Below are 20438 nucleotides of genomic sequence, written 5' to 3' on the forward strand. Positions count from 1 at the left end.
TTATCTCTGTTAGCCGATAGCTGGTAACAGGCCACTGGCGATGCTGATCTGAATGGCGATCACCGCTACTCCACAGACAAACACCAACGCCAATGCTGGCGTCCCGCCCCAGACTCGATAGCTGGCCTGATGCCGCCGACGAGTTTTCCAAACCAGCAACGAAGGCAGCAACAGGGCGAGTACGGACAGCGCGATTGCCGCGAAACCGAGTGCCAGCACAAAACCGCGCGGATAGAACAGTGCGAATGCCAATGGCGGCAGGAAGGTGATGGCTCCGGTCTGCAAACGGCCCCGCACGTTATCCTGGCGTTTGAACAGATCGGCCAGGAAGTCGAACAACCCGAGCGAAACCCCCAGGAATGAGGTTGCCAGCGCCAAATCGGCAAACAGATGCACTGCCAACTCGACATGAGGCGATGCAACCACGTCACGCACCGCTTGCAGTAAACCGTTCAGCCCGGCCTGTTGTGCCAGAATGCCGACAAAGGTGGTGGAGCTGATGCTGCCCAGCGTCGCCAACTGCCAGAAGATATAAGCGACTAACGGGATGGCACTGCCGATGATAAAGATCCAACGCAGCTTGCGGATGTTACCGCCCATATAGTTGACGATGCTAGGTACGCTGCCGTGGAAACCAAACGAAGTGAAAATCACCGGGATGGCCGAGAGCGCCAGCCCTTGCTCCAGCGGGAGCGTCAGCAGGTTGGTCTGCTGGATGTGCGGCATCATCAGGCCAAGCATGACGATCAGGAAAATCGACTTGGCGGTAAACAGAATACGGTTGAACAGATCCACTGAATGGGTGCCGATGCAGACGATGCCCCCAGCAACCAGGGTAAACAGCAGCACGCCGAGATAAGTCGGGAAGTCCTGAGAAGTCCACTGGCTGATGCTGACAGCCAGCAGTTCGCCAGCGCCGCTGATATAGGCTGCGGTCAGCGCATACATCAGGAACATCATGCTGAAACTGGTAAGCCACTGGCCACCACCGCCCAGATAACGTTTGGCCAGCGTCCCCAGACCGGTGTCCGCCTGCTCATGCTGATAAACTTCCACCAGCAACAGCGCGGTATAGCACATCAATAACCACAGCCCGACCAGCAGTGCCAGCGTTACGCCAAATCCCACGCCAGCCGCCGCCAGGGGCATAGCCAGCATCCCTGCACCAATGGTGGTGCCTGCCACGATAAAAACACTGCCCAGCGTGCGATTCTTCACGTTTTTCTCTGCTATTGGATGATTTAGGGGCGTTTTCGTGGCCCTATTTTTAGTGCGGCAGAATAGTTGATTGCCAATTTTGTGTCAAACCGGCGTTACGTGTGGTGTACGTTTAAATTTACAGTTATGGGTGGGTTGGGGAAGCAATAAAAAATGCCTTTAAACAACAATATCGTTCGGTGCGTAGTGAAAAGTTGTTTACGTGCTTCTATAGTGGAGAGCTCTGAACACAAGGGAGAGATCAATGTTAAGGGTGGAGATGCTCAGTACCGGTGATGAGGTGCTGCACGGGCAAATTATTGATACTAACGCCGCCTGGCTGGCAGATTACCTGTTCCAGCAAGGCTTACCGATGAGCGGGCGCGAAACGGTGGGGGATAACCTCTCCTCTCTGATCGAAACCCTGCAGGAACGTAGCCATATTGCCGACGTGTTGATCGTTAATGGCGGTCTGGGGCCAACCAGCGATGACCTCAGCGCGTTGGCTGCAGCAAAGGCTTGCGCTACTGAGCTAGTCGAACATCCTGAATGGATCGCCCGTATGGAGGCCTACTTTGCGGAACGCGGCCGTCCGATGGCGGCTTCCAACCGTAAACAGGCACGGATCCCGGCTAATGCGGAAATGCTGGATAACCGCGTTGGCACCGCCTGTGGTTTTGCCTTAACGCTGAACAAGTGCCGTATGTTCTTTACGCCGGGCGTGCCTTCCGAATTTAAAGTGATGGTAGAAGAGCAAATCCTGCCGCGCCTGCGCCAGGGTTTTACTCTGCCTGAGCCGCCGTTGTGTCTTCGCCTAACGACCTTCGGTACTTCGGAAAGCGACTTGGCCGCCGAATTGGACGGTATGCTTTTGCCGCCAGGCGTAGTGTTGGGTTATCGCTCTTCCAGCCCGATTATTGAACTGAAGTTGACCGGTCCACAGGTTCAGCGTGCCGCGATGGAACAAGCCTGGCAGCGAGTACGGCAGGTCGCGGGTGACAATACGATTTTTGAAGGTACGGCTGGGCTACCGGCAGAGCTAACGCAATGCTTACAGCAGCAGAACTTGACGTTGGCGCTGAGCGAGCAATTTACCGCCGGGCTAATCAATTTGCAGTTGCAGAGCGAAGCGGCCCCGCTGGCCGGTGGTGAACTGTTACCTGCGCATTGCACCGAGACGCTGACAACGCTGCTGGCGCGAGCCCAGTCTTTGGCTCAGCTTACCGGCGCGCAGTTAGCGTTGGCGGTTAGCGCCATGGAAGGGGAGCGGGTTAGCGTAGCCTTGCATACGCCAAAGGGCGGAATTGGCCAGACAGTGAGTTATCGCGCTACGCGTCATAGCCTGCGCTTACGTCAGGAATCGGTCGCGATGCTGGCGCTGGATATGCTGCGCCGTTGGCTGAATGGTGGCCAGGTTTGCGGCAAAAACGGCTGGCTGGAAATTGTGGAGATTATCGAGTAGAAGCATTTCCCAACAGGCTCAAAACGTAGGGGTTTCCTCATGCAGTGCCCCTACGCTCGAATATGCGCGTTCCCTACCAATTCAGCAAATCTCCGCCGGATCACCATGTCGGGGCGCCGCATGCTGCGCTGGTTTTTAAAATCAATGAGCTAGTTAGAATTGAGCTGTCTAACAACTGGCTAGCAGGGAATAGTCGACATTATCGGAGAGAAACTTGTTGATGGCGGTGATATATCCCAGATTAATTGTTTCTTTTTTGTTGGATTATCGTGTGTGCTTCTTTTGGTGGGCTTGATTGTATCTTGTTGATTGTTAACGTTAATTAAAAAATTATAAGTTAATTATTTACGTTTTTTTATTAACTTTTTATTATCTATAGTTATTACCTATCAAACGACAGAAATTTACCTGTATTTATGTCTTCCAAAAGCCATGGCCGTTGAATTACCATCTTGCCCCTCAATTTTTCCTTTTAGTTTTTTGTTTCGTCTAAACAACAAAATTCGGAATTAGATGTTTATTTATTGGTTAGTCATGGAGGAAGTGTCCGGCCTAGGGATGGTCAATGTTGGTTAATCTCAAAAATGGTACTTAAATGAAATTGTTTAAAATGACAGCGCTGTCCCTTGTCTTCGCAACCTCTGTTGCTTCCCTCTCAGCAATGGCTGCAGAAACAGCTCAAATTACGGTGAAAGGATCTATCGTTCCTACCGCTTGTTCTATCTCTGTTGACGGCTCAGTTGACTTCGGCAATTTGACAGAAAGCGAGCTGAAAGGGAAAAAGAAAGAGCATAATGCTTACCAGCTAGGTTATAAGCCCGTTAATTTTAATATCCAATGTAACTCATCAGCAAAAGTAGCGTTATCTGCACAAGCCGACACCCCGGTTACTACCTCGCTCACTGCCAGTGTTGTGAGCTATGTCAGTGATACTGATAAAACGATTCGTAACGATATTGGTCAGCTTGCATCACTGGGATTAGTTGAAGATAAAGAGGTGGGCTATTATAGCGTTGTGCTTGCAAGTGCGACCTTGGATAGCAAAAGTGCTGAGTTTATCTCCTCTAAAGATGGTGGCGTTAATTGGACTGCGGTTTCTAATGCAGAAGGGCATCTGATGTATCAAGATGGCTCCGCATTACATAGCTGGGGGACAGAGACTTCGCCTCAGGCCGCTACCGATATCTCTGGTGTTATCAATATCTCTGCCGCAATTTCCCCTGCAATTGTGGAGAACATGAAAGACACTATCAGCTTTAGCACTAACACCACCCTAAGCCTACAGTACCTGTAAACCCTCGGTGTCTTGTCTGGCAGTGGTCTGCCAGACAATGTTTATCCGTTGTTTTTTATTAATACTGTTTTCTATGAGGTGTGTGTTATGCATTTTCAATTACCTGCTTATTCTCTTTCCGTTAAGCGAATAATATCCAATAAGTTATTGCCTGAATTTAAGTCTTTTTCTGGACATAAAAATTTAAAATCAAATTTAGTACTGTGTGGTTTTTTGCTGGTCGCGTTAGCCATCTTCTCTACTCAGTCACGTGCATCTGGTGTATTACCGGAATCTTCAGCGGTCATTATTGATGAAGCGCAGAAGGGCGGCAGCATTAATGTTAAAAACACGGAAAATGTTCCGGTGCTGTTGTATACCAAAATTGTTGAGTTACCTGACGATCCGGCTCCACGCCTGGTTGTAACCCAACCAGTGGCTCGTTTGGAGCCAGGCCAGTCCCAACGTGTACGCTTTGTGTTGAACACCGATACTCCATTGCAGAGCGAACATATCAAACGCGTTTATTTTGAAGGTGTGACTGAACGAACCACGGATAACAGCCAGGTGTCTGTGAGCGTGCGTCAGGATCTGCCGGTGATTATCGTGCCAAAGGGGCTGAGTGCTAAACGTGACATGTGGACCGATCTGGACTGGTCCGTTAGCGCAAACAAACTGAAGGTCACTAATACCGGCCGTCATGTGGTGCGTTTGACCTCACAGGTCAAACTGCAACCCGCAGGTAGTGTGCTGTCCCTGAGCAAGAGTTATATCCTGCCGGGAGAAACCCTGATGGTTACCGCACCTGCCGGTGTCCGTATCAGCGGCCAACAGCGGGTGGAGTTTTCCCCCGTCACTCGTTACGGGTTTAGTGTTGGTGTACAGACTGCCCCTCTGAGCGGGAAATAATTTCTCACCACTATGAAGACAGCCCGCCATTCATTACTGACCTCGGCCATTATGCTGATCTGCTGGGGTTGCTCCGCACCAGCAGAAGGTGCCAAATTGACCAACTTCAGTGAAAGTCGGCTGAAAGCGCTGGGTATTGACCCATCTACCGCTGCCTACTTTGCGCAAGGAGGGCGTTTTACGCCAGGTATCACGGAAGTGGATCTGGAGGTAAACGGCACTCAACGGGGCATGAAGAGGTTGGCCTTTGGCCGCAGTGGTGAAATGTGTGCTGATGAATCGTTCTTCGCGTCTGCCGGTATTCGATTCGACTCCTCACTGCGGCAGGAGAGTGCAGGCGCAGATGCCTGCCCACAGCTTACCGAAGTCTGGCCGACCGCTACGGTTTCTCTGCTGCCAGCTACTCAGGAAGTGCATATTGTGGTGCCACCGGAAGCGGTGGAGAAGGAAAATGACCTAACGCATTTCCAGCAAGGTGGTGCGGCTGGTCTGCTGAATTATTCCGCTTATCGTTCCTATTTTTCGTCGTACGGTAATCACTCAAGCTTCAGTAACCTAAATCTGGAAAGCGGTTTTAACGCGGGTGACTGGATGGTGCGCGGTGCGCATAACCTGCGCCAGAGCAGTGAAGGTGGATTTACCTTAGACAACGCTTATGTGTACGCACAGAAAACTTTAGTAGATAGAAAGCAACTGTTGCAGGCCGGGCAAATAAACTTTTCCAATAATCTACTGGCTGGAGCATCCATCGATGGGATGCAACTGATACCACAGACCGCGCTCAGCAACCAGGGGGAAGGTGCGCAAGTGAGCGGTATTGCTCACGCGGATCAGTCACGGGTAGAAGTTCGCCAAAACGGTATCCTGATTTATTCCACGTTAGTGCCTGCCGGGCCCTTTACGCTAACGGAGCTTCCTATACTGAACAGCACCAGTGATCTGCAACTCAAGGTGATAACCCCAGATGGACAGGAAGAAGCCTATACAATCACTGCGGCATCATTTCGCAGTCTGGTACCAAAGGCCCCAGACACCTGGTCTTTGGCGCTGGGGCGCTTGCGTATGGATAGCGTTAGCCAGGGCTATGAGCAGCCTTGGGTGGCCAGCCTGTCTGATGGCTGGGCGCTTTCTCAGCGGGTATTGCTGGAGGGCGGGGCAATTATCGCTTCTGGCTATCAGGGCAGCGGTGTGGGGATCACTGTTAGTCCGCGTCAGGAAGTCTCTTTGGGCTTGTCCGCCGCGCTGAGTCAGGATAAGAACCATGGCCGACAGGGGGCAAAGAGCACCGCTTCGGTGAACTGGCAAGCCCCACTGAATCTCGGATTTGGTGGTGATGTCACTGTGTATTCTCCAGGCTATCGGGAACTGACGGACTCGGTTTCTACCAGCGATAGTCCCTACAGCCGCACCAGCGCCGGATTGCGGATGAATTGGCACCAAGCGACGCTGGGCAACATTTCGCTCTCTGCCAGCCAAACTCGTCAGGGGGGTAACAGTGGGGATACTCGGCGCCTGATGGCCACCTGGAACCGAAATTTTGGCTTTGTGACCGCCTCGGTAAACTGGCAACGCCAGAGCCGGAGTTTACACAACTGCAACGCCGCTTACCGATGCAGCAATACCGATCGCGACAGCCTGTTCGTTAACCTCAGTTTTCCACTGGGTGGCCAGGTGGTCAGCAGCTATTATCGCCATACGCCAGATTCAGCGGCAGCGGGTCTGCAAACGAGCGGTGGCCTGACGGAAAACAGCAATTGGTCATTGGCGGCAGAACACAGCATGACACAGGAACGCGATACCAGCCTGTCAGGTAGCCTTAACGGCAACCTGCACTATACCACTGCTGGACTATATGGTTACGCGGCGACGGACCATACCCGTAATTACTCCGGTACTTTGTCGGGTGGTATCGTAGTCCATCAGGAAGGCGTGGTGTTCTCACCGCATAAGATTAATGACACCTTCGGCGTGGTGGCGGTGGAGCCCGCTGTTGGTGGGGTTGAAATCAGCACCCCACAGGGAAAAGTGTGGACCGACTGGCGAGGTAAAGCGGTGGTGCCGGGTTTGCCTGCTTATGCCGTGGGCCGAATAGAGTTAAACACAGAACAATTGCCAGAAAATACTGATGTTAGCAATGGCTACCGGCAAATCGTGGCGGGTCACGGGGCGGTAACCAATACCCATTTTCTTTTGCAGCAGACGCGCAATGGGCTGTTGGCGGTAACGCTGATGGATGGTTCGCCGCTGCCGAAAGGCAGTGCCATTATCGCGCAAGACGGTAGCTATGTGACCACGGCGGTTGATGCCGGCACCGTGTTTCTTACCGACCTGAATGACAAACGCCCGCTGGTGGCGCGTTGGCAGGAGCAGCAATGCAGCCTGCACTATTCCGTACCGGAAAAAGCGCTAAAGGGGGGAGCTTATGAAAATATCACCGCCAAATGTAGTTAATCGCATAACAAAGGTGGATGTGTGAAACGGAAAACCATCACATTAATCCGGGGATTGAGCCTTATCACCCTGCTGTGGTTTGTCACGCCGTACAGCATGGCACAGAACTGTCAGGTAGTCGTATCACACCCGGAGATACAGTTGGGCAAGCAACGCCATACTGCAAACGCAGCAACGCTGTTTACTCGGCAAGAGGTGACAGTTGTCGCTGAGTGTGTGGGGGAGGGGCCAATCACCTTGCTGATTGACGGTACGCCGGATGAGGGGGGGCAACACTTTCACTTTGGTGCTATGGGCAGGATGACACTGTCGTTGCTGGCAGCACAATATGATGGCGGAGACACCGGGCTGAGGCTGAGTTCTGCGTCGCAGGGCGAAAAGCAGCTATCACCTGGCTCGTCAGTGTTACTGCCTCCTGGTAGCCAGCTTACTACGCTCGCACCCGCGGTTGCCGGGAAGGAGACTCATTTGCTGACGTTGCAACTGCGCCTGGATTTTCCAGCATCGGGGGATGAGGGCCGGATCCGTGATCTGACGGAACTGGGCGGTCAAGTGAGGTTTGAGGCACGGCAGTACTAGTTATTGCCTCTGTTTTGGTTATGGAAGAGGTATTCAATCTAGGGATGGTCAATGTTAGTTAATCTGAATAATGGTACTGAAATGAACGTATTTAAAATTACAGCGCTGTCTCTTGTCATCGCCACCTCTGCCGGTTCCCTGTCTGCGATGGCAGCGGAAACATCCCAAATTACGGTGAAAGGGGCGGTATTCCCTTCAGCCTGTTCCATCTCTGTTGATGGTACAGCTGACTTCGGCAATTTGAAAAAAAACGAGCTGAAAGAAAAACCTAAAGAGCAAAATGCCTACCATTTAGGCTATAAGCCCATTAATTTTAATATCCACTGTAACTCTGCCGCCAAAGTGGCGTTATCCGCACAGGCAGATACTCCACCTACAGGCCCGAGCACTATCGGTATTACGAGCTATATTAGTGATACGGAGAAAACACTTCAGTCATTGCCTGCACAGCTTGCATCACTGGCACTCATTGATGGTGAAGACATCGGCTATTTTACCGTGGCGCTTGCAAGTGTCGCCTTGGATGGCAAAAACGCCGAGCTTATCTTTTCTCAAGATAATGGCGGCAGTTGGCAAGCAGTCTCTGGACCCCGCACTCATGTGATGTACCAGGATGGTTCTGTATTCCATGGTTGGGGGAAAGACACCACACCGCAAGAAGCCAGCGATATCTCTGGTGTTATCACTATCTCTGCTGCAGTTTATCCTGAGATTGTGGACAAGATGAACGACGCCATCCGCTTTGACACCGGCACTACCTTAAGCCTGCACTATCTGTAAACCCCCCGCATATTGTCTGGCAGTGGCCTGCCAGACAATGTTTACTCGCTGTGCTTTGTTATCACAGAACCTAGGGGGAGTTGTAATTAATATTGGGTAATTTTAAAAATGGTATTTAAATGAAAGTGTTTAAAATGACAGTGCTGTCCTTTGCTCTTGTTGCCTCTGCCGGCTCTCTTTCTGCGATGGCGGCGGAAACTGCCCAAATTACGGTGAAAGGTGCTGTCATTCCTGCCGCCTGTTCCATCTCTGTTGATGGTTCAGCTGATTTCGGCAATTTGGCAGATAGCGCTCAGCCAAGACAGGCTAAAAACCACATGGCATATCATTTAGGCTATAAGCTCATTAGCTTTAATATCCAATGCGACTCTACTGTAAAAGCGGCATTATATGCACAAGCTGACAACTTACCTACAGCCCAGAGTCCTTTTGGCGTTACGAACTACATTAGTGAGATTAAAAAAACGATTCGTACTGATAACGGACAGATTGCTTCCCTGGGACTGCTTGATGATCAAGACATGGGTTATTTTATCACTATGCTGGCAAGCGCTACCTTGGATGGAGAAAGCGCAGAGCTCATGTTCTCCAAAGATAACGGAGTTCATTGGAACGCAGTCACTGAGCTAGACGATCATGTGCTGTATCAGGATGGCTCTGTACTCCATAGCTGGGGGAGCGGTATCACACCACAGGAAGCCACTAATATCTCGGGTGTTATCAAGATTTCTGCTGCAATTGATCCTAAAGTAGTGGATGAGCTGAAAGACGCCGTCAACTTTAATACTGGCACCACCCTAAGCCTGCAGTACCTGTAAACTCACGACTTGCCACGTGCCCAATTGGCCGCCAGTGGCGCTCACATGCCATTGGGGGACACAGCCTGATTTTGTGCGCAGCCTAGATTTCTAGTTCAATATCCACGGCAGGCATGCAGCAGCAAGGCAGGATCTCGCCGTGATTGATAAATGCCAACGGCTGCTGGTGGTAAGCGACCTCACCCTTCAGTAATTTCACTCGGCAGGCACCGCAATAACCGGAGCGGCATTGGTATTCCACCGCCACCTCATGCAGTTCAAGCACGTCGAGCAGGCATCTCTCACCTTCGGGGCAGGAGAGCTGCGTACCGGTGGTACGCAGCGTGATGGTTGGTGCAGCCACTTACAGCTCGAAATCACTCAGGTCGTCGGCGTTGACTTCAGAGTCAATCTGGCCGACCAGGTAAGAGCTGACTTCCACTTCCTGCGGAGCCACCTGCACGTTATCCGACACCAGCCAGGCGTTGATCCACGGGATTGGGTTGGAACGGGTTGGGAATGGCGATCCCAGGCCGACGGCCTGCATGCGGATATTGGTAATGTATTCCACGTACTGGCACAGGATGTCTTTGTTCAGGCCAATCATGGAGCCATCACGGAACAGATATTCGGCCCACTCTTTCTCTTGCTGTGCCGCCAGGACGAACAGGTCATAGCACTGTTGCTGGCATTCCACGGCGATTTCAGCCATCTCTGGGTCATCGGCGCCCGAGCGCATCAGGTTCAGGATATGTTGCGTACCGGTCAGGTGCAGGGCTTCGTCGCGGGCGATCAGCTTGATGATTTTGGCGTTGCCTTCCATCAGCTCACGCTCGGCGAAAGCAAACGAACAGGCGAAGCTAACGTAGAAACGAATGGCCTCCAGCGCGTTGACGCTCATCAGGCACAAATACAGCTGCTTTTTGATGGCGCGCAGGTTAACGGTCACCGTTTTACCATTAACCTGATGCGTGCCTTCGCCCAGCAAATGATAGTAACTGGTCATCTCGATCAGATCGTCGTAGTAGCCGGAGATATCTTTTGCGCGCTTGAGGATCTCCTCGTTGGTGACGATATCGTCAAACACCACCGATGGATCGTTAACGATGTTACGAATGATATGGGTGTAGGAACGCGAATGGATGGTCTCGGAGAATGACCAGGTTTCGATCCAGGTTTCCAGTTCCGGAATGGAGATCAGCGGCAGAAACGCCACGTTAGGGCTGCGGCCCTGGATGGAATCGAGCAGCGTCTGATACTTCAGGTTGCTGATGAAGATGTGTTTCTCGTGTTCCGGCAGCGCTTGATAGTCGATACGATCGCGCGCGACATCAACCTCTTCCGGACGCCAGAAGAAGGAGAGTTGCTTTTCGATCAGCTTTTCGAATATTTCATGTTTTTGCTGGTCGAAACGCGCCACGTTGACCGACTGGCCGAAGAACATCGGCTCAAGCAACTGGTTGTTTTTGTTTTGAGAAAAAGTAGTGTAAGCCATGAGCTTGGATCCATTAGTGCCGAGCTGAAAATTAAAGGGGCCGGAAGAGTTCCGGCCCGCTGTGTCATATGTTAGATCTTGCAGGCGCCGCCTTCACAGTCGTCATCGCCGCCCTGAGCAGGCTGCATGTCTTCCTGGATATCATCTGCACCGTCGCGGGTGTTCTGATAATACAGCGTTTTGACACCGAACTTGTAGGTGGTGAGCAGATCTTTCAACAACTGCTTCATTGGCACTTTGCCACCCGGGAAACGGGTTGGGTCATAGTTGGTGTTCGCCGAGATCGACTGATCGATAAATTTCTGCATCAGGCCAACCAGTTGCAGGTAACCGTCGTTATTCGGTAATTCCCACAGCAGTTCGTAGTCATTTTTCAGACGCTCATACTCAGGAACGACCTGGCGCAGAATGCCGTCTTTGGACGCTTTGATACTGATATGGCCGCGTGGTGGCTCAATGCCGTTGGTGGCATTGGAGATTTGCGACGAGGTTTCCGACGGCATCAACGCAGACAGCGTTGAGTTGCGCAGACCGGTCGCCTTGATCTCTTCACGCAGGCTTTCCCAATCGTAATGCAGAGGTTCGCTACAGATCGCGTCTAAATCTTTCTTGTAAGTATCGATTGGCAAGATGCCCTGCGCATAGGTGGTTTCATTGAACCACGGGCAAGCTCCTTGCTCCTGAGCCAGACGGTTCGAGGCTTTCAACAGGTAGTACTGGATCGCTTCGAAGGTTCTGTGGGTCAGGTTATTGGCGCTGCCATCGGAATAGCGTACGCCGTTCTTCGCCAGGTAATAGGCGAAGTTGATCACACCGATACCCAAGGTACGGCGGCCCATCGCGCCACGGTGAGCGGCTTTGATCGGGTAATCCTGATAATCCAGCAGGGCGTCGAGCGCACGCACGGCCAGCGTGGCTAGCTCTTCCAGATCGTCCAGGCTCTCAATCGCACCCAAGTTGAATGCTGACAGCGTACACAGCGCGATTTCGCCGTTTTCGTCGTTAACGTCATCCAACGGTTTGGTCGGCAGTGCGATTTCGAGGCACAGGTTTGACTGGCGCACTGGGGCGATCTGCGGATCGAACGGGCTGTGGGTGTTGCAGTGGTCGACGTTCTGAATGTAGATACGGCCGGTAGAAGCACGTTCCTGCATCATCAGTGAGAACAGCTCTACCGCTCTCACTCGCTGCTGACGAATGCTGTCGTCTTTCTCATAAAGGGTGTACAGACGCTCGAACTCGTCCTGATCGGCGAAGAACGCGTCGTACAGCCCTGGGACGTCAGACGGGCTGAACAGGGTGATGTCTTCATTCTTGATCAGACGCTGATACATCAGGCGGTTGAGTTGCACGCCATAGTCCATGTGGCGGACACGGTTGCCTTCAACCCCACGGTTGTTTTTCAGCACCAGCAGGCTTTCAACTTCCAGATGCCACATTGGGTAGAACAGCGTTGCTGCACCACCACGTACACCGCCCTGAGAGCAGGATTTCACTGCGGTCTGGAAGTGCTTGTAGAACGGGATACAGCCGGTGTGGAAGGCCTCACCGCCACGAATTGGGCTACCCAATGCACGAATACGGCCAGCATTGATGCCGATACCGGCACGCTGTGAAACGTATTTTACAATGGCGCTGGAGGTGGCGTTGATGGAATCCAGGCTGTCACCACACTCGATCAGCACGCAAGAGCTGAATTGGCGGGTTGGGGTGCGCACGCCAGACATGATTGGCGTAGGCAGTGAAATCTTGAAGGTGGAGATCGCGTCATAGAAACGTTTGATGTAGTCCAGACGGGTGGCGCGTGGGTAGTTAGAGAACAGGCACGCGGCTACCAGGATATACAGGAACTGGGCGCTCTCGTAAATCTCGCCGCTGACGCGGTTCTGCACCAGATATTTCCCTTCCAGCTGCTTCACTGCAGCGTAGGAGAAGTTCATATCACGCCAGTGATCGATAAAGGAGTCCATCTGCTCGAACTCTTCAGTGGTGTAGTCTTCCAGCAGATGTTTATCGTATTTGCCCATATCTACCATGCGTGCGACGTGGTCGAGCAGCTTCGGTGGTTCAAACTGACCGTAAGCTTTTTTACGCAGATGGAAGATGGCGAGGCGAGCGGCCAGATACTGATAGTCCGGGGCGTCACGGGAGATCAGATCGGCTGCGGCCTTGATGATGGTTTCATGAATATCGGCGGTTTTGATGCCGTCATAAAACTGAATGTGTGAACGTAACTCTACTTGAGAGACCGAGACGTTGTTTAAACCTTCCGCGGCCCAGTCGATGACTCGGTGGATTTTGTCGAGGTTGATGCGCTCTTTACTGCCATCGCGTTTAGTTACAAGTAGGCTTTGGTTCATTTTTACCTGTCCGTGAGATTCCCCTAAGCAGAAAGTGTAGTCGCTCTGCTCAGTATGTAAACACTATATATAGGGGGTTTATATCGGTGAAGTAACAAGATAGTGATAAAATGGCGGGTTTGCAAGTGAACAAAACCTGCCGATCTTGTGGATAACTTGGGGGTGAAATGTTACGAATCGTTCCTAGTGCGCGCCCTATCTGGGGTGGCAAGGTTGTCAACAAGCGCGATGAGATTTTACTGTTTTTGTGAAAATCCTGATCGTTTGCCGCTTTATTAAACGTTAGAAAAAAACCGCATATTGATCTGCTTTTATATTCTTAAAAATGGCTTATATCGGCTTTTTTGATCGAAATCGAATAAATAGGTATTTATCTTATACGCTTAGTTGCACCGGGGACGGAAAAATCGCTTCCGGTGCGCTGCGGCGGGTTTAGCCCTGATGCTGGGTATGCACCATGTAGTTCACATCAACGTTGCGGCCCAGTTTGAAATGGTCGGTGATCGGGTTGTAATGCAAGCCGATGATATGTTTTTCACGCAGCTCGGTGCCGTCGACCCAGCCGATCAGTTCAGAAGGGCGGATAAACTTCTTATGATCATGGGTGCCCTGTGGCACCATCTTGAGCACGTATTCGGCGCCGATGACCGCCATCAGCCAGGCTTTGGTATTGCGGTTAATGGTGGAGAAGAACACGTGGCCGCCCGGTTTGACCAAATGTGCACAGGCGCGCACTACGGAAGCCGGATCGGGGACGTGTTCGAGCATCTCCATACAGGTGACGATGTCATACTGTTGTGGGTGGGCCTGCGCATGACTTTCTACCGTTTCTTGCACGTAGGTTACCTGCATACCGCTTTCCAGCGCATGGAGTCGCGCCACCTGGAGCGGTTCAGCCCCCATATCCAGCCCGGTCACCAACGCACCTTCACGTGCCATGCTCTCTGCCAAAATGCCGCCGCCACAGCCAACGTCGAGCACTTGTTTGTCAAAAATGCCTCCTGCGCGCTGCATGATATAATTCAGACGCAGCGGATTGATGCGATGCAGCGGCTTGAACTCACCTTCCAGATCCCACCAGCGCGAGGCGACGGCTTCAAATTTGGCGATTTCCTGGTGATCAACGTTTTGCGCGTGACGGGATGATTCAGCATTCATGGGCGTTATTGGCTCCTGGTTCTTTTATGATGCAGATTATACATGTTCCGACACGCTTGGCGCAGCGCAGTTGTTATCGGGGCTTTTTTCGCCCATAGGCCAGCACGTTTTGCCGAAACAGTGCCGGTAATTTCCCCGTAAAGCGCGCTTTGTGATATAGTTTTACACCTTTGGCAATATGCCAAGGCAGATGAATCATTCAGTATGAGGGATAGCAGCTCCATGAGCGACCTTGCCAGAGAAATCACACCGGTAAATATCGAAGAAGAGCTGAAAAGCTCGTATCTGGATTACGCGATGTCCGTTATTGTCGGCCGTGCGTTGCCAGATGTTCGTGATGGACTGAAGCCGGTGCACCGCCGCGTTCTGTACGCGATGAATGTACTGGGTAACGACTGGAATAAACCCTACAAGAAATCGGCCCGTGTCGTTGGGGACGTGATCGGTAAGTATCACCCGCATGGTGACAGCGCGGTGTATGACACAATCGTCCGTATGGCCCAACCGTTTTCGTTGCGTTACATGTTGGTGGACGGCCAGGGTAACTTCGGTTCTGTGGACGGCGACTCCGCCGCAGCAATGCGTTATACCGAAGTGCGCATGTCGAAAATCGCCCACGAACTGCTGGCGGATCTGGAAAAAGAGACCGTCGACTTCGTGCCAAACTATGACGGTACCGAGCAGATCCCGGCCGTTATGCCAACCAAGATCCCGAACCTGCTGGTCAACGGCGCGTCCGGTATCGCCGTGGGCATGGCGACCAACATTCCGCCGCATAACCTGTCTGAAGTTATCAATGGCTGTCTGGCCTATATCGAGGATGAAAACATCAGCATTGAAGGGCTGATGGAACACATTCCAGGCCCGGACTTCCCGACGGCGGCAATTATCAATGGCCGTCGTGGTATCGAAGAAGCCTACCGTACCGGCCGTGGCAAAGTGTATATCCGCGCCCGTGCCGAGGTAGAGGCGGATGCTAAAACCGGCCGCGAAACCATCATCGTGCATGAAATTCCTTATCAGGTGAACAAAGCGCGCCTGATCGAGAAAATTGCCGAGCTGGTGAAAGAAAAACGCGTTGAAGGCATCAGCGCGCTGCGTGACGAGTCTGATAAAGACGGTATGCGCATCGTGATTGAAGTCAAACGTGACGCCGTGGGTGAAGTGGTACTGAATAACCTGTATTCGCTGACTCAGCTACAGGTAACGTTCGGTATCAACATGGTGGCACTGCATCAGGGCCAGCCAAAGTTGCTGAACCTGAAAGATATTCTGCGTGCATTTGTGCGCCACCGCCGTGAAGTGGTGACCCGCCGTACCATTTTCGAACTGCGTAAAGCCCGCGATCGCGCCCATATCCTGGAAGCGTTAGCCATTGCGTTGGCCAACATCGATCCGATTATTGAACTGATCCGCCGCGCGCCGACTCCGGCAGAAGCGAAAGTTGCGTTAATCGCGCAGCCTTGGGATCTGGGCAACGTTGGGGCGATGCTGGAACGTGCCGGTGATAATGCCGCACGTCCAGAGTGGCTGGAGCCAGAGTTCGGCATCCGTGACGGTAAATATTACCTGACCGAGCAACAGGCTCAGGCGATCCTGGATCTGCGCTTGCAGAAACTGACCGGCCTGGAGCATGAGAAGCTGCTGGACGAGTATAAAGAGCTGCTGAACATCATCGCCGAGCTGATCTTTATTCTGGAAAGCCCAGACCGCTTGATGGAAGTGATCCGTGAAGAACTGGAAGCGATGCGCGATCAGTTTGGTGACGCACGCCGTACCGAAATTACCGCCAACACGTCTGATATCAACATCGAAGACCTGATCAACCAGGAAGATGTGGTCGTGACATTGTCGCATCAGGGCTACGTGAAGTATCAGCCTCTGACCGACTATGAAGCGCAGCGTCGTGGTGGTAAAGGCAAGTCAGCCGCCCGTATTAAAGAAGAAGACTTTATCGATCGTCTGCTGGTGGCCAACACCCACGACACGATCCTGTGCTTCTCCAGCCGTGGTCGTCTGTACTGGATGAAGGTGTATCAACTGCCGGAAGCCAGCCGCGGTGCCCGTGGCCGGCCAATCGTCAACCTGTTGCCGCTGGAAGCCAACGAACGTATCACCGCCATTCTACCGGTGCGTGAATACGAAGAAGGGCGCCACGTGTTTATGGCTACCGCCAGCGGTACCGTGAAGAAAACCGCATTGACCGAGTTCAGCCGTCCACGCAGCGCTGGCATCATCGCCGTTAACCTCAACGAGGGTGACGAGCTGATTGGTGTTGACCTGACCGACGGCAGCAATGAAGTGATGCTGTTCTCCGCCAACGGTAAAGTGGTGCGCTTCCCAGAAGGGCAGGTGCGCTCGATGGGCCGTACCGCTACCGGCGTACGCGGTATCAACCTCGGTGATGGCGATCGCGTGGTCTCGCTGATTATTCCTCGTGGTGAAGGCGATATCCTGACCGTAACTCAGAACGGCTACGGCAAGCGTACTGCGGTAACGGAATATCCGACCAAATCGCGCGCGACCCAAGGGGTTATCTCCATCAAGGTAAGCGAACGTAATGGTCAGGTAGTTGGGGCTGTTCAGGTAGAAACTACCGATCAAATCATGATGATCACCGATGCAGGCACGCTGGTGCGTACCCGTGTCGCGGAAGTCAGCGTGGTTGGCCGTAACACCCAGGGTGTCACCCTGATCCGTACTGCGGAAGACGAAAACGTCGTCGGCCTGCAGCGCGTCGCTGAACCGGTTGAAGATGAAGAGCTTGATAGCCTTGAATCAGGTACAGAAGAAGCGGAAGAAGATACCACACCACTCGATGAGGGTGATGAGGATACCGGCGCCGTAGACGATTTGGATGATGAGAACGCCTAAGTAGTACGGCCTTGGCCGTAAATCTGGGTGGATAAAAAGGGCTTGGCAGCGATGCTAGGCCCTTTTTCACTTGTATGGTTTAATTACTGCAATCACTTGTCGATACTGCACGGGATCGTTGTTTTGCTATGATTATGCTCGTCACCCTTTACTCTGGCATGGTACCCGCTTGAAATACTTAGCCTCTTTCCGTACCACGTTAAAAATTTCCCGTTATCTGTTTCGGGTGCTGGCGTTCATGCTGTGGTCGCTGGGTGCACTGCTGACCACGTTTTATATCCTGGATATCGTGCATGAGAAAGAATCCGATATCAGGCAGGAATATAATCTCAACTTTGACCTGGCTCAGGGCTACATTCGCCACTCGGCAGATATCATTCGTGATATCAAGTATATGGCGGAAAATCGGCTCAACGGCACGGTCGGGAGCCTCGAGCTGTTCACCGGCATGATGAATGGCCAAAGCATTCCAACGGAACTGAAGCCGCTGTACTCGGAATCCAACTGTGCGCTGAACTCCAACTACCGTGACTCGATCACCTCGCTAAACGGTCTGATCCAATACTGGAAAGAAAACTTTGTCGCGGCCTATGACCTGAATCGGGTGTTTTTTATCGGCAGTGACAGCCTGTGCATGACGGAATTCGGTAGCAGCAACAGCATCACCGACCGGCAAAACGTGCTCAAGGCGCTGCATGAGCGCATCCTTAAATACCGTAACGCCGCTAACAGCGCGGAGAAAGACAATAACCTTTACTGGATCAGCCCCAGCCAGCAGCGGCCTGATATAGGTTACCTGTATGTGATGACGCCGGTATATGTCGGCAACAAGCTTGAAGCGCTGCTGGGGATTGAACAGACGATCCGCCTGGAGGACTTTGTCACCACCAGCAACTTGCCGGTGGGGGTTAATCTGCTGGATGAGAACAACGAATCGGTGCTGCAACTGGCCAATGGCGAGCGCTATGCCTCTTCGCTCAATGTTTATCCGCAGGAACACACCTATTTTGGTTATGTCGACAGCTACCAGGATCTGATCATGAAGAAGGCGCTGCCGCCTTCGTCGCTCAGCATCGTGTACTCATTGCCGGTGAAGAGCGTGGTGGAGCGTTTCAAGGTGCTGATCCTCAACGCGGTGCTGCTTAACCTGCTGTCGGCCGTGGTGCTGTTCAGCCTGGCGTGGCTGTTCGAACGCAAGATGTTCCTGCCTGCGGAGGAGAATGCCTTCCGGTTGGAGGAACATGAACAGTTCAACCGCAAAATCGTGGCTTCGGCGCCGGTGGGCATCTGCATTCTGCGCATCAGTGATGGTACCAATATTCTGAGTAATGAACTGGCGCATAACTATATCAACCTGTTGACCAACGAGGATCGTGATCGCATTACCCGCATTATCTGCGAACAGCAGGTCAACTTTGTTGATGTGATGACCAGTAACAACAACAACTTGCAAATCAGCTTTGTTCATTCCCGTTACCGCAATGAGGACGTGGCTATCTGCGTGCTGGTTGACGTTAGCGCCCGCGTCAAAATGGAAGAGTCGCTGCAGGAAATGGCGGCGGCGGCTGAGCAGGCCAGCCAGTCCAAATCGATGTTCCTGGCCACCGTCAGCCATGAGTTGCGCACGCCGCTGTACGGGATCATCGGCAACCTGGATCTGCTGCAGACCAAGGCGTTGCCGCAAGGGGTTGATCGCCTGGTCAATGCGATGAATAACTCCTCGGGGCTGTTGTTGAAGATCATTAGCGACATCCTGGACTTCTCCAAGATTGAGTCGGAGCAGTTGAAGATAGAACCACGTGAGTTTTCTTGTCTGGAAGTCATTACCCATATTGCGGGTAACTACTTGCCGCTGGTGGTGAAAAAGCGGCTCGGTTTGTACTGTTTTATTGAACAAGGTGTGCCTGAGCGTATCAATGGCGATCCCGTGCGTTTGCAGCAGGTGTTATCTAACCTGTTGAATAACGCCATCAAGTTTACCGATACCGGCTGTATCATCCTGCAGGTCTGCACCCGTGACAGCTATCTGGAGTTCAGCGTTCGCGATACCGGTGTGGGCATTCCAGAAAAAGAAATCCTGCGCCTGTTTGATCCCTTCTTCCAGGTTGGCAGCGGGGTGCAGCGCCATTTCCAGGGCACTGGGCTTGGGCTGGCGATTTGTGAAAAACTGATCAACCTGATGGATGGTGATATTGCGGTGGAGTCCGAGCCTGGCCTCGGCAGCCTGTTTACCATTCGTATTCCGCTGTTTGGGGCATTGTTCCCGACGCCGCAGGCCAGCGATACCTGGCAGGGCAAAAATCTGTGGCTGCAAATTCGTAATCAGCGGTTGGAAAGCTATCTGCAGGCGATCCTTGGCGGCTACGGTGCCACGGTATTATGTTATGAGGGGCAGCAAACTGCGGTAGGGGATGTTCTACTCAGCGATTATCCTTTGCAGGTGGACACCCCGCTGTTGGCACAGATTGAGTTCTCCATTGCGCACATTGGGCCGTCATTGGAAACGCACTCGGGTTACTGGCTGCATAGTACCTCCACGCCACGGGATGTCATCCTGCTGTTGAACCGGTTGTTTGGCGTGGTTACCGAAAGCGATAAGGCGTTGGTGCAACTGCCGTTACCGGTTAAGGCCAATAGTGCCGACAACGGGGATATTCGCCTGCTGGTGGTGGACGATCACCCGATTAACCGGCGCTTGCTGTCCGATCAGCTGGTATCGTTGGGATATCAGGTGATTACCGCCAATGACGGTGTCGACGCGCTTGGCGTGCTGGATCGTAATGTGGTGGATATCGTGTTGACCGACGTTAATATGCCGAATATGGACGGCTATGAATTGACACGTTGCCTGCGTCGGTCGAATTTCACTGCCCCGGTGATTGGCGTTACGGCTAATGCGCTGGCGGAAGAGAAACAGCGCTGTCTTGAGGCCGGGATGGATAACTGCCTGTCGAAACCGGTCACGTTGGAGACGTTGGAGCAGTCGCTGGGCTATTACAGTCAACGAGTACGGTGGCATAGGGGGGAGTCGGAAACTGCATAAACACAAAAGGGCGCATAAGAGCGCCCTTTTGATGACCGGTATTCCCTGACAGGACTCACT

At 52.5% G+C, this 20438-nt stretch carries 14 protein-coding genes; 9 read left to right on the plus strand and 5 right to left on the minus strand.

Features of this window, described 5'->3' with window-relative positions:
- Nucleotides 1–9: 9 nt before the first annotated feature.
- Nucleotides 10–1218, minus strand: a complete 1209-nt coding sequence (gene tyrP, locus KAJ71_RS02775; RefSeq protein WP_021805972.1) for a tyrosine transporter TyrP — start codon at nt 1216–1218, stop codon at nt 10–12.
- 244 nt (nt 1219–1462) lie between these two features.
- Between tyrP and KAJ71_RS02780 the strand changes: the two genes are divergently transcribed.
- From KAJ71_RS02780 to KAJ71_RS02810, 7 genes are all read left to right on the plus strand, one after another.
- Nucleotides 1463–2659, plus strand: coding sequence for a nicotinamide mononucleotide deamidase-related protein YfaY (locus KAJ71_RS02780; protein ID WP_248944285.1), 1197 nt, complete (start codon nt 1463–1465; stop codon nt 2657–2659).
- A 595-nt stretch (nt 2660–3254) separates the two neighbouring features.
- On the plus strand, nt 3255–3953 hold the full coding sequence (locus KAJ71_RS02785; protein WP_248944286.1) for a DUF1120 domain-containing protein: 699 nt from the start codon (nt 3255–3257) through the stop codon (nt 3951–3953).
- Between the two features lie 87 nt (nt 3954–4040).
- Entirely contained in the window at nt 4041–4841 is an 801-nt protein-coding gene (locus KAJ71_RS02790; RefSeq protein WP_248944287.1) for a fimbria/pilus chaperone family protein, read from the plus strand.
- A gap of 12 nt (nt 4842–4853) precedes the next feature.
- Nucleotides 4854–7292: a fimbrial biogenesis usher protein gene (locus KAJ71_RS02795; RefSeq protein WP_248944288.1), complete on the plus strand. Its 2439-nt coding sequence runs from the start codon at nt 4854–4856 to the stop codon at nt 7290–7292.
- Between the two features lie 21 nt (nt 7293–7313).
- Nucleotides 7314–7871, plus strand: a complete 558-nt coding sequence (locus tag KAJ71_RS02800; protein WP_248944289.1) for a DUF1120 domain-containing protein — start codon at nt 7314–7316, stop codon at nt 7869–7871.
- Between the two features lie 51 nt (nt 7872–7922).
- The gene (locus KAJ71_RS02805) at nt 7923–8651 is read left to right on the plus strand and encodes a DUF1120 domain-containing protein (RefSeq protein ID WP_248944290.1); all 729 of its coding nucleotides are present in this window, start codon (nt 7923–7925) and stop codon (nt 8649–8651) included.
- 119 nt (nt 8652–8770) lie between these two features.
- On the plus strand, nt 8771–9469 hold the full coding sequence (locus KAJ71_RS02810) for a DUF1120 domain-containing protein (RefSeq protein ID WP_248944291.1): 699 nt from the start codon (nt 8771–8773) through the stop codon (nt 9467–9469).
- Nucleotides 9470–9551: 82 nt separating this feature from the next.
- On the opposite strand, the gene yfaE is transcribed toward KAJ71_RS02810, so the two are convergent.
- The 4 genes from yfaE to ubiG all read right to left on the minus strand — a co-directional run bounded on the left by yfaE (nt 9552) and on the right by ubiG (nt 14461).
- The gene (gene yfaE, locus KAJ71_RS02815) at nt 9552–9812 is read right to left on the minus strand and encodes a class I ribonucleotide reductase maintenance protein YfaE (protein WP_248944292.1); all 261 of its coding nucleotides are present in this window, start codon (nt 9810–9812) and stop codon (nt 9552–9554) included.
- Nucleotides 9813–10943 carry a class Ia ribonucleoside-diphosphate reductase subunit beta gene (nrdB, locus tag KAJ71_RS02820; RefSeq protein WP_024485993.1) on the minus strand — a complete coding sequence of 377 codons (1131 nt, stop codon included), beginning with the start codon at nt 10941–10943 and terminating at the stop codon, nt 9813–9815.
- Between the two features lie 71 nt (nt 10944–11014).
- Entirely contained in the window at nt 11015–13303 is a 2289-nt protein-coding gene (gene nrdA / locus KAJ71_RS02825; RefSeq protein WP_248944293.1) for a class 1a ribonucleoside-diphosphate reductase subunit alpha, read from the minus strand.
- 432 nt (nt 13304–13735) lie between these two features.
- Entirely contained in the window at nt 13736–14461 is a 726-nt protein-coding gene (gene ubiG / locus KAJ71_RS02830) for a bifunctional 2-polyprenyl-6-hydroxyphenol methylase/3-demethylubiquinol 3-O-methyltransferase UbiG (protein WP_248944294.1), read from the minus strand.
- A gap of 222 nt (nt 14462–14683) precedes the next feature.
- Here ubiG and gyrA point away from each other — a divergent pair, with 222 nt between their 5' ends.
- Entirely contained in the window at nt 14684–17335 is a 2652-nt protein-coding gene (gene gyrA, locus KAJ71_RS02835; RefSeq protein WP_248944295.1) for a DNA topoisomerase (ATP-hydrolyzing) subunit A, read from the plus strand.
- Between the two features lie 169 nt (nt 17336–17504).
- The gene (gene rcsC / locus KAJ71_RS02840) at nt 17505–20378 is read left to right on the plus strand and encodes a two-component system sensor histidine kinase RcsC (RefSeq protein WP_248944296.1); all 2874 of its coding nucleotides are present in this window, start codon (nt 17505–17507) and stop codon (nt 20376–20378) included.
- Nucleotides 20379–20438: the final 60 nt, after the last annotated feature.

It is taken from the genome of Serratia silvae (assembly GCF_023282985.1).
GTDB lineage: Bacteria > Pseudomonadota > Gammaproteobacteria > Enterobacterales > Enterobacteriaceae > Chania > Chania silvae.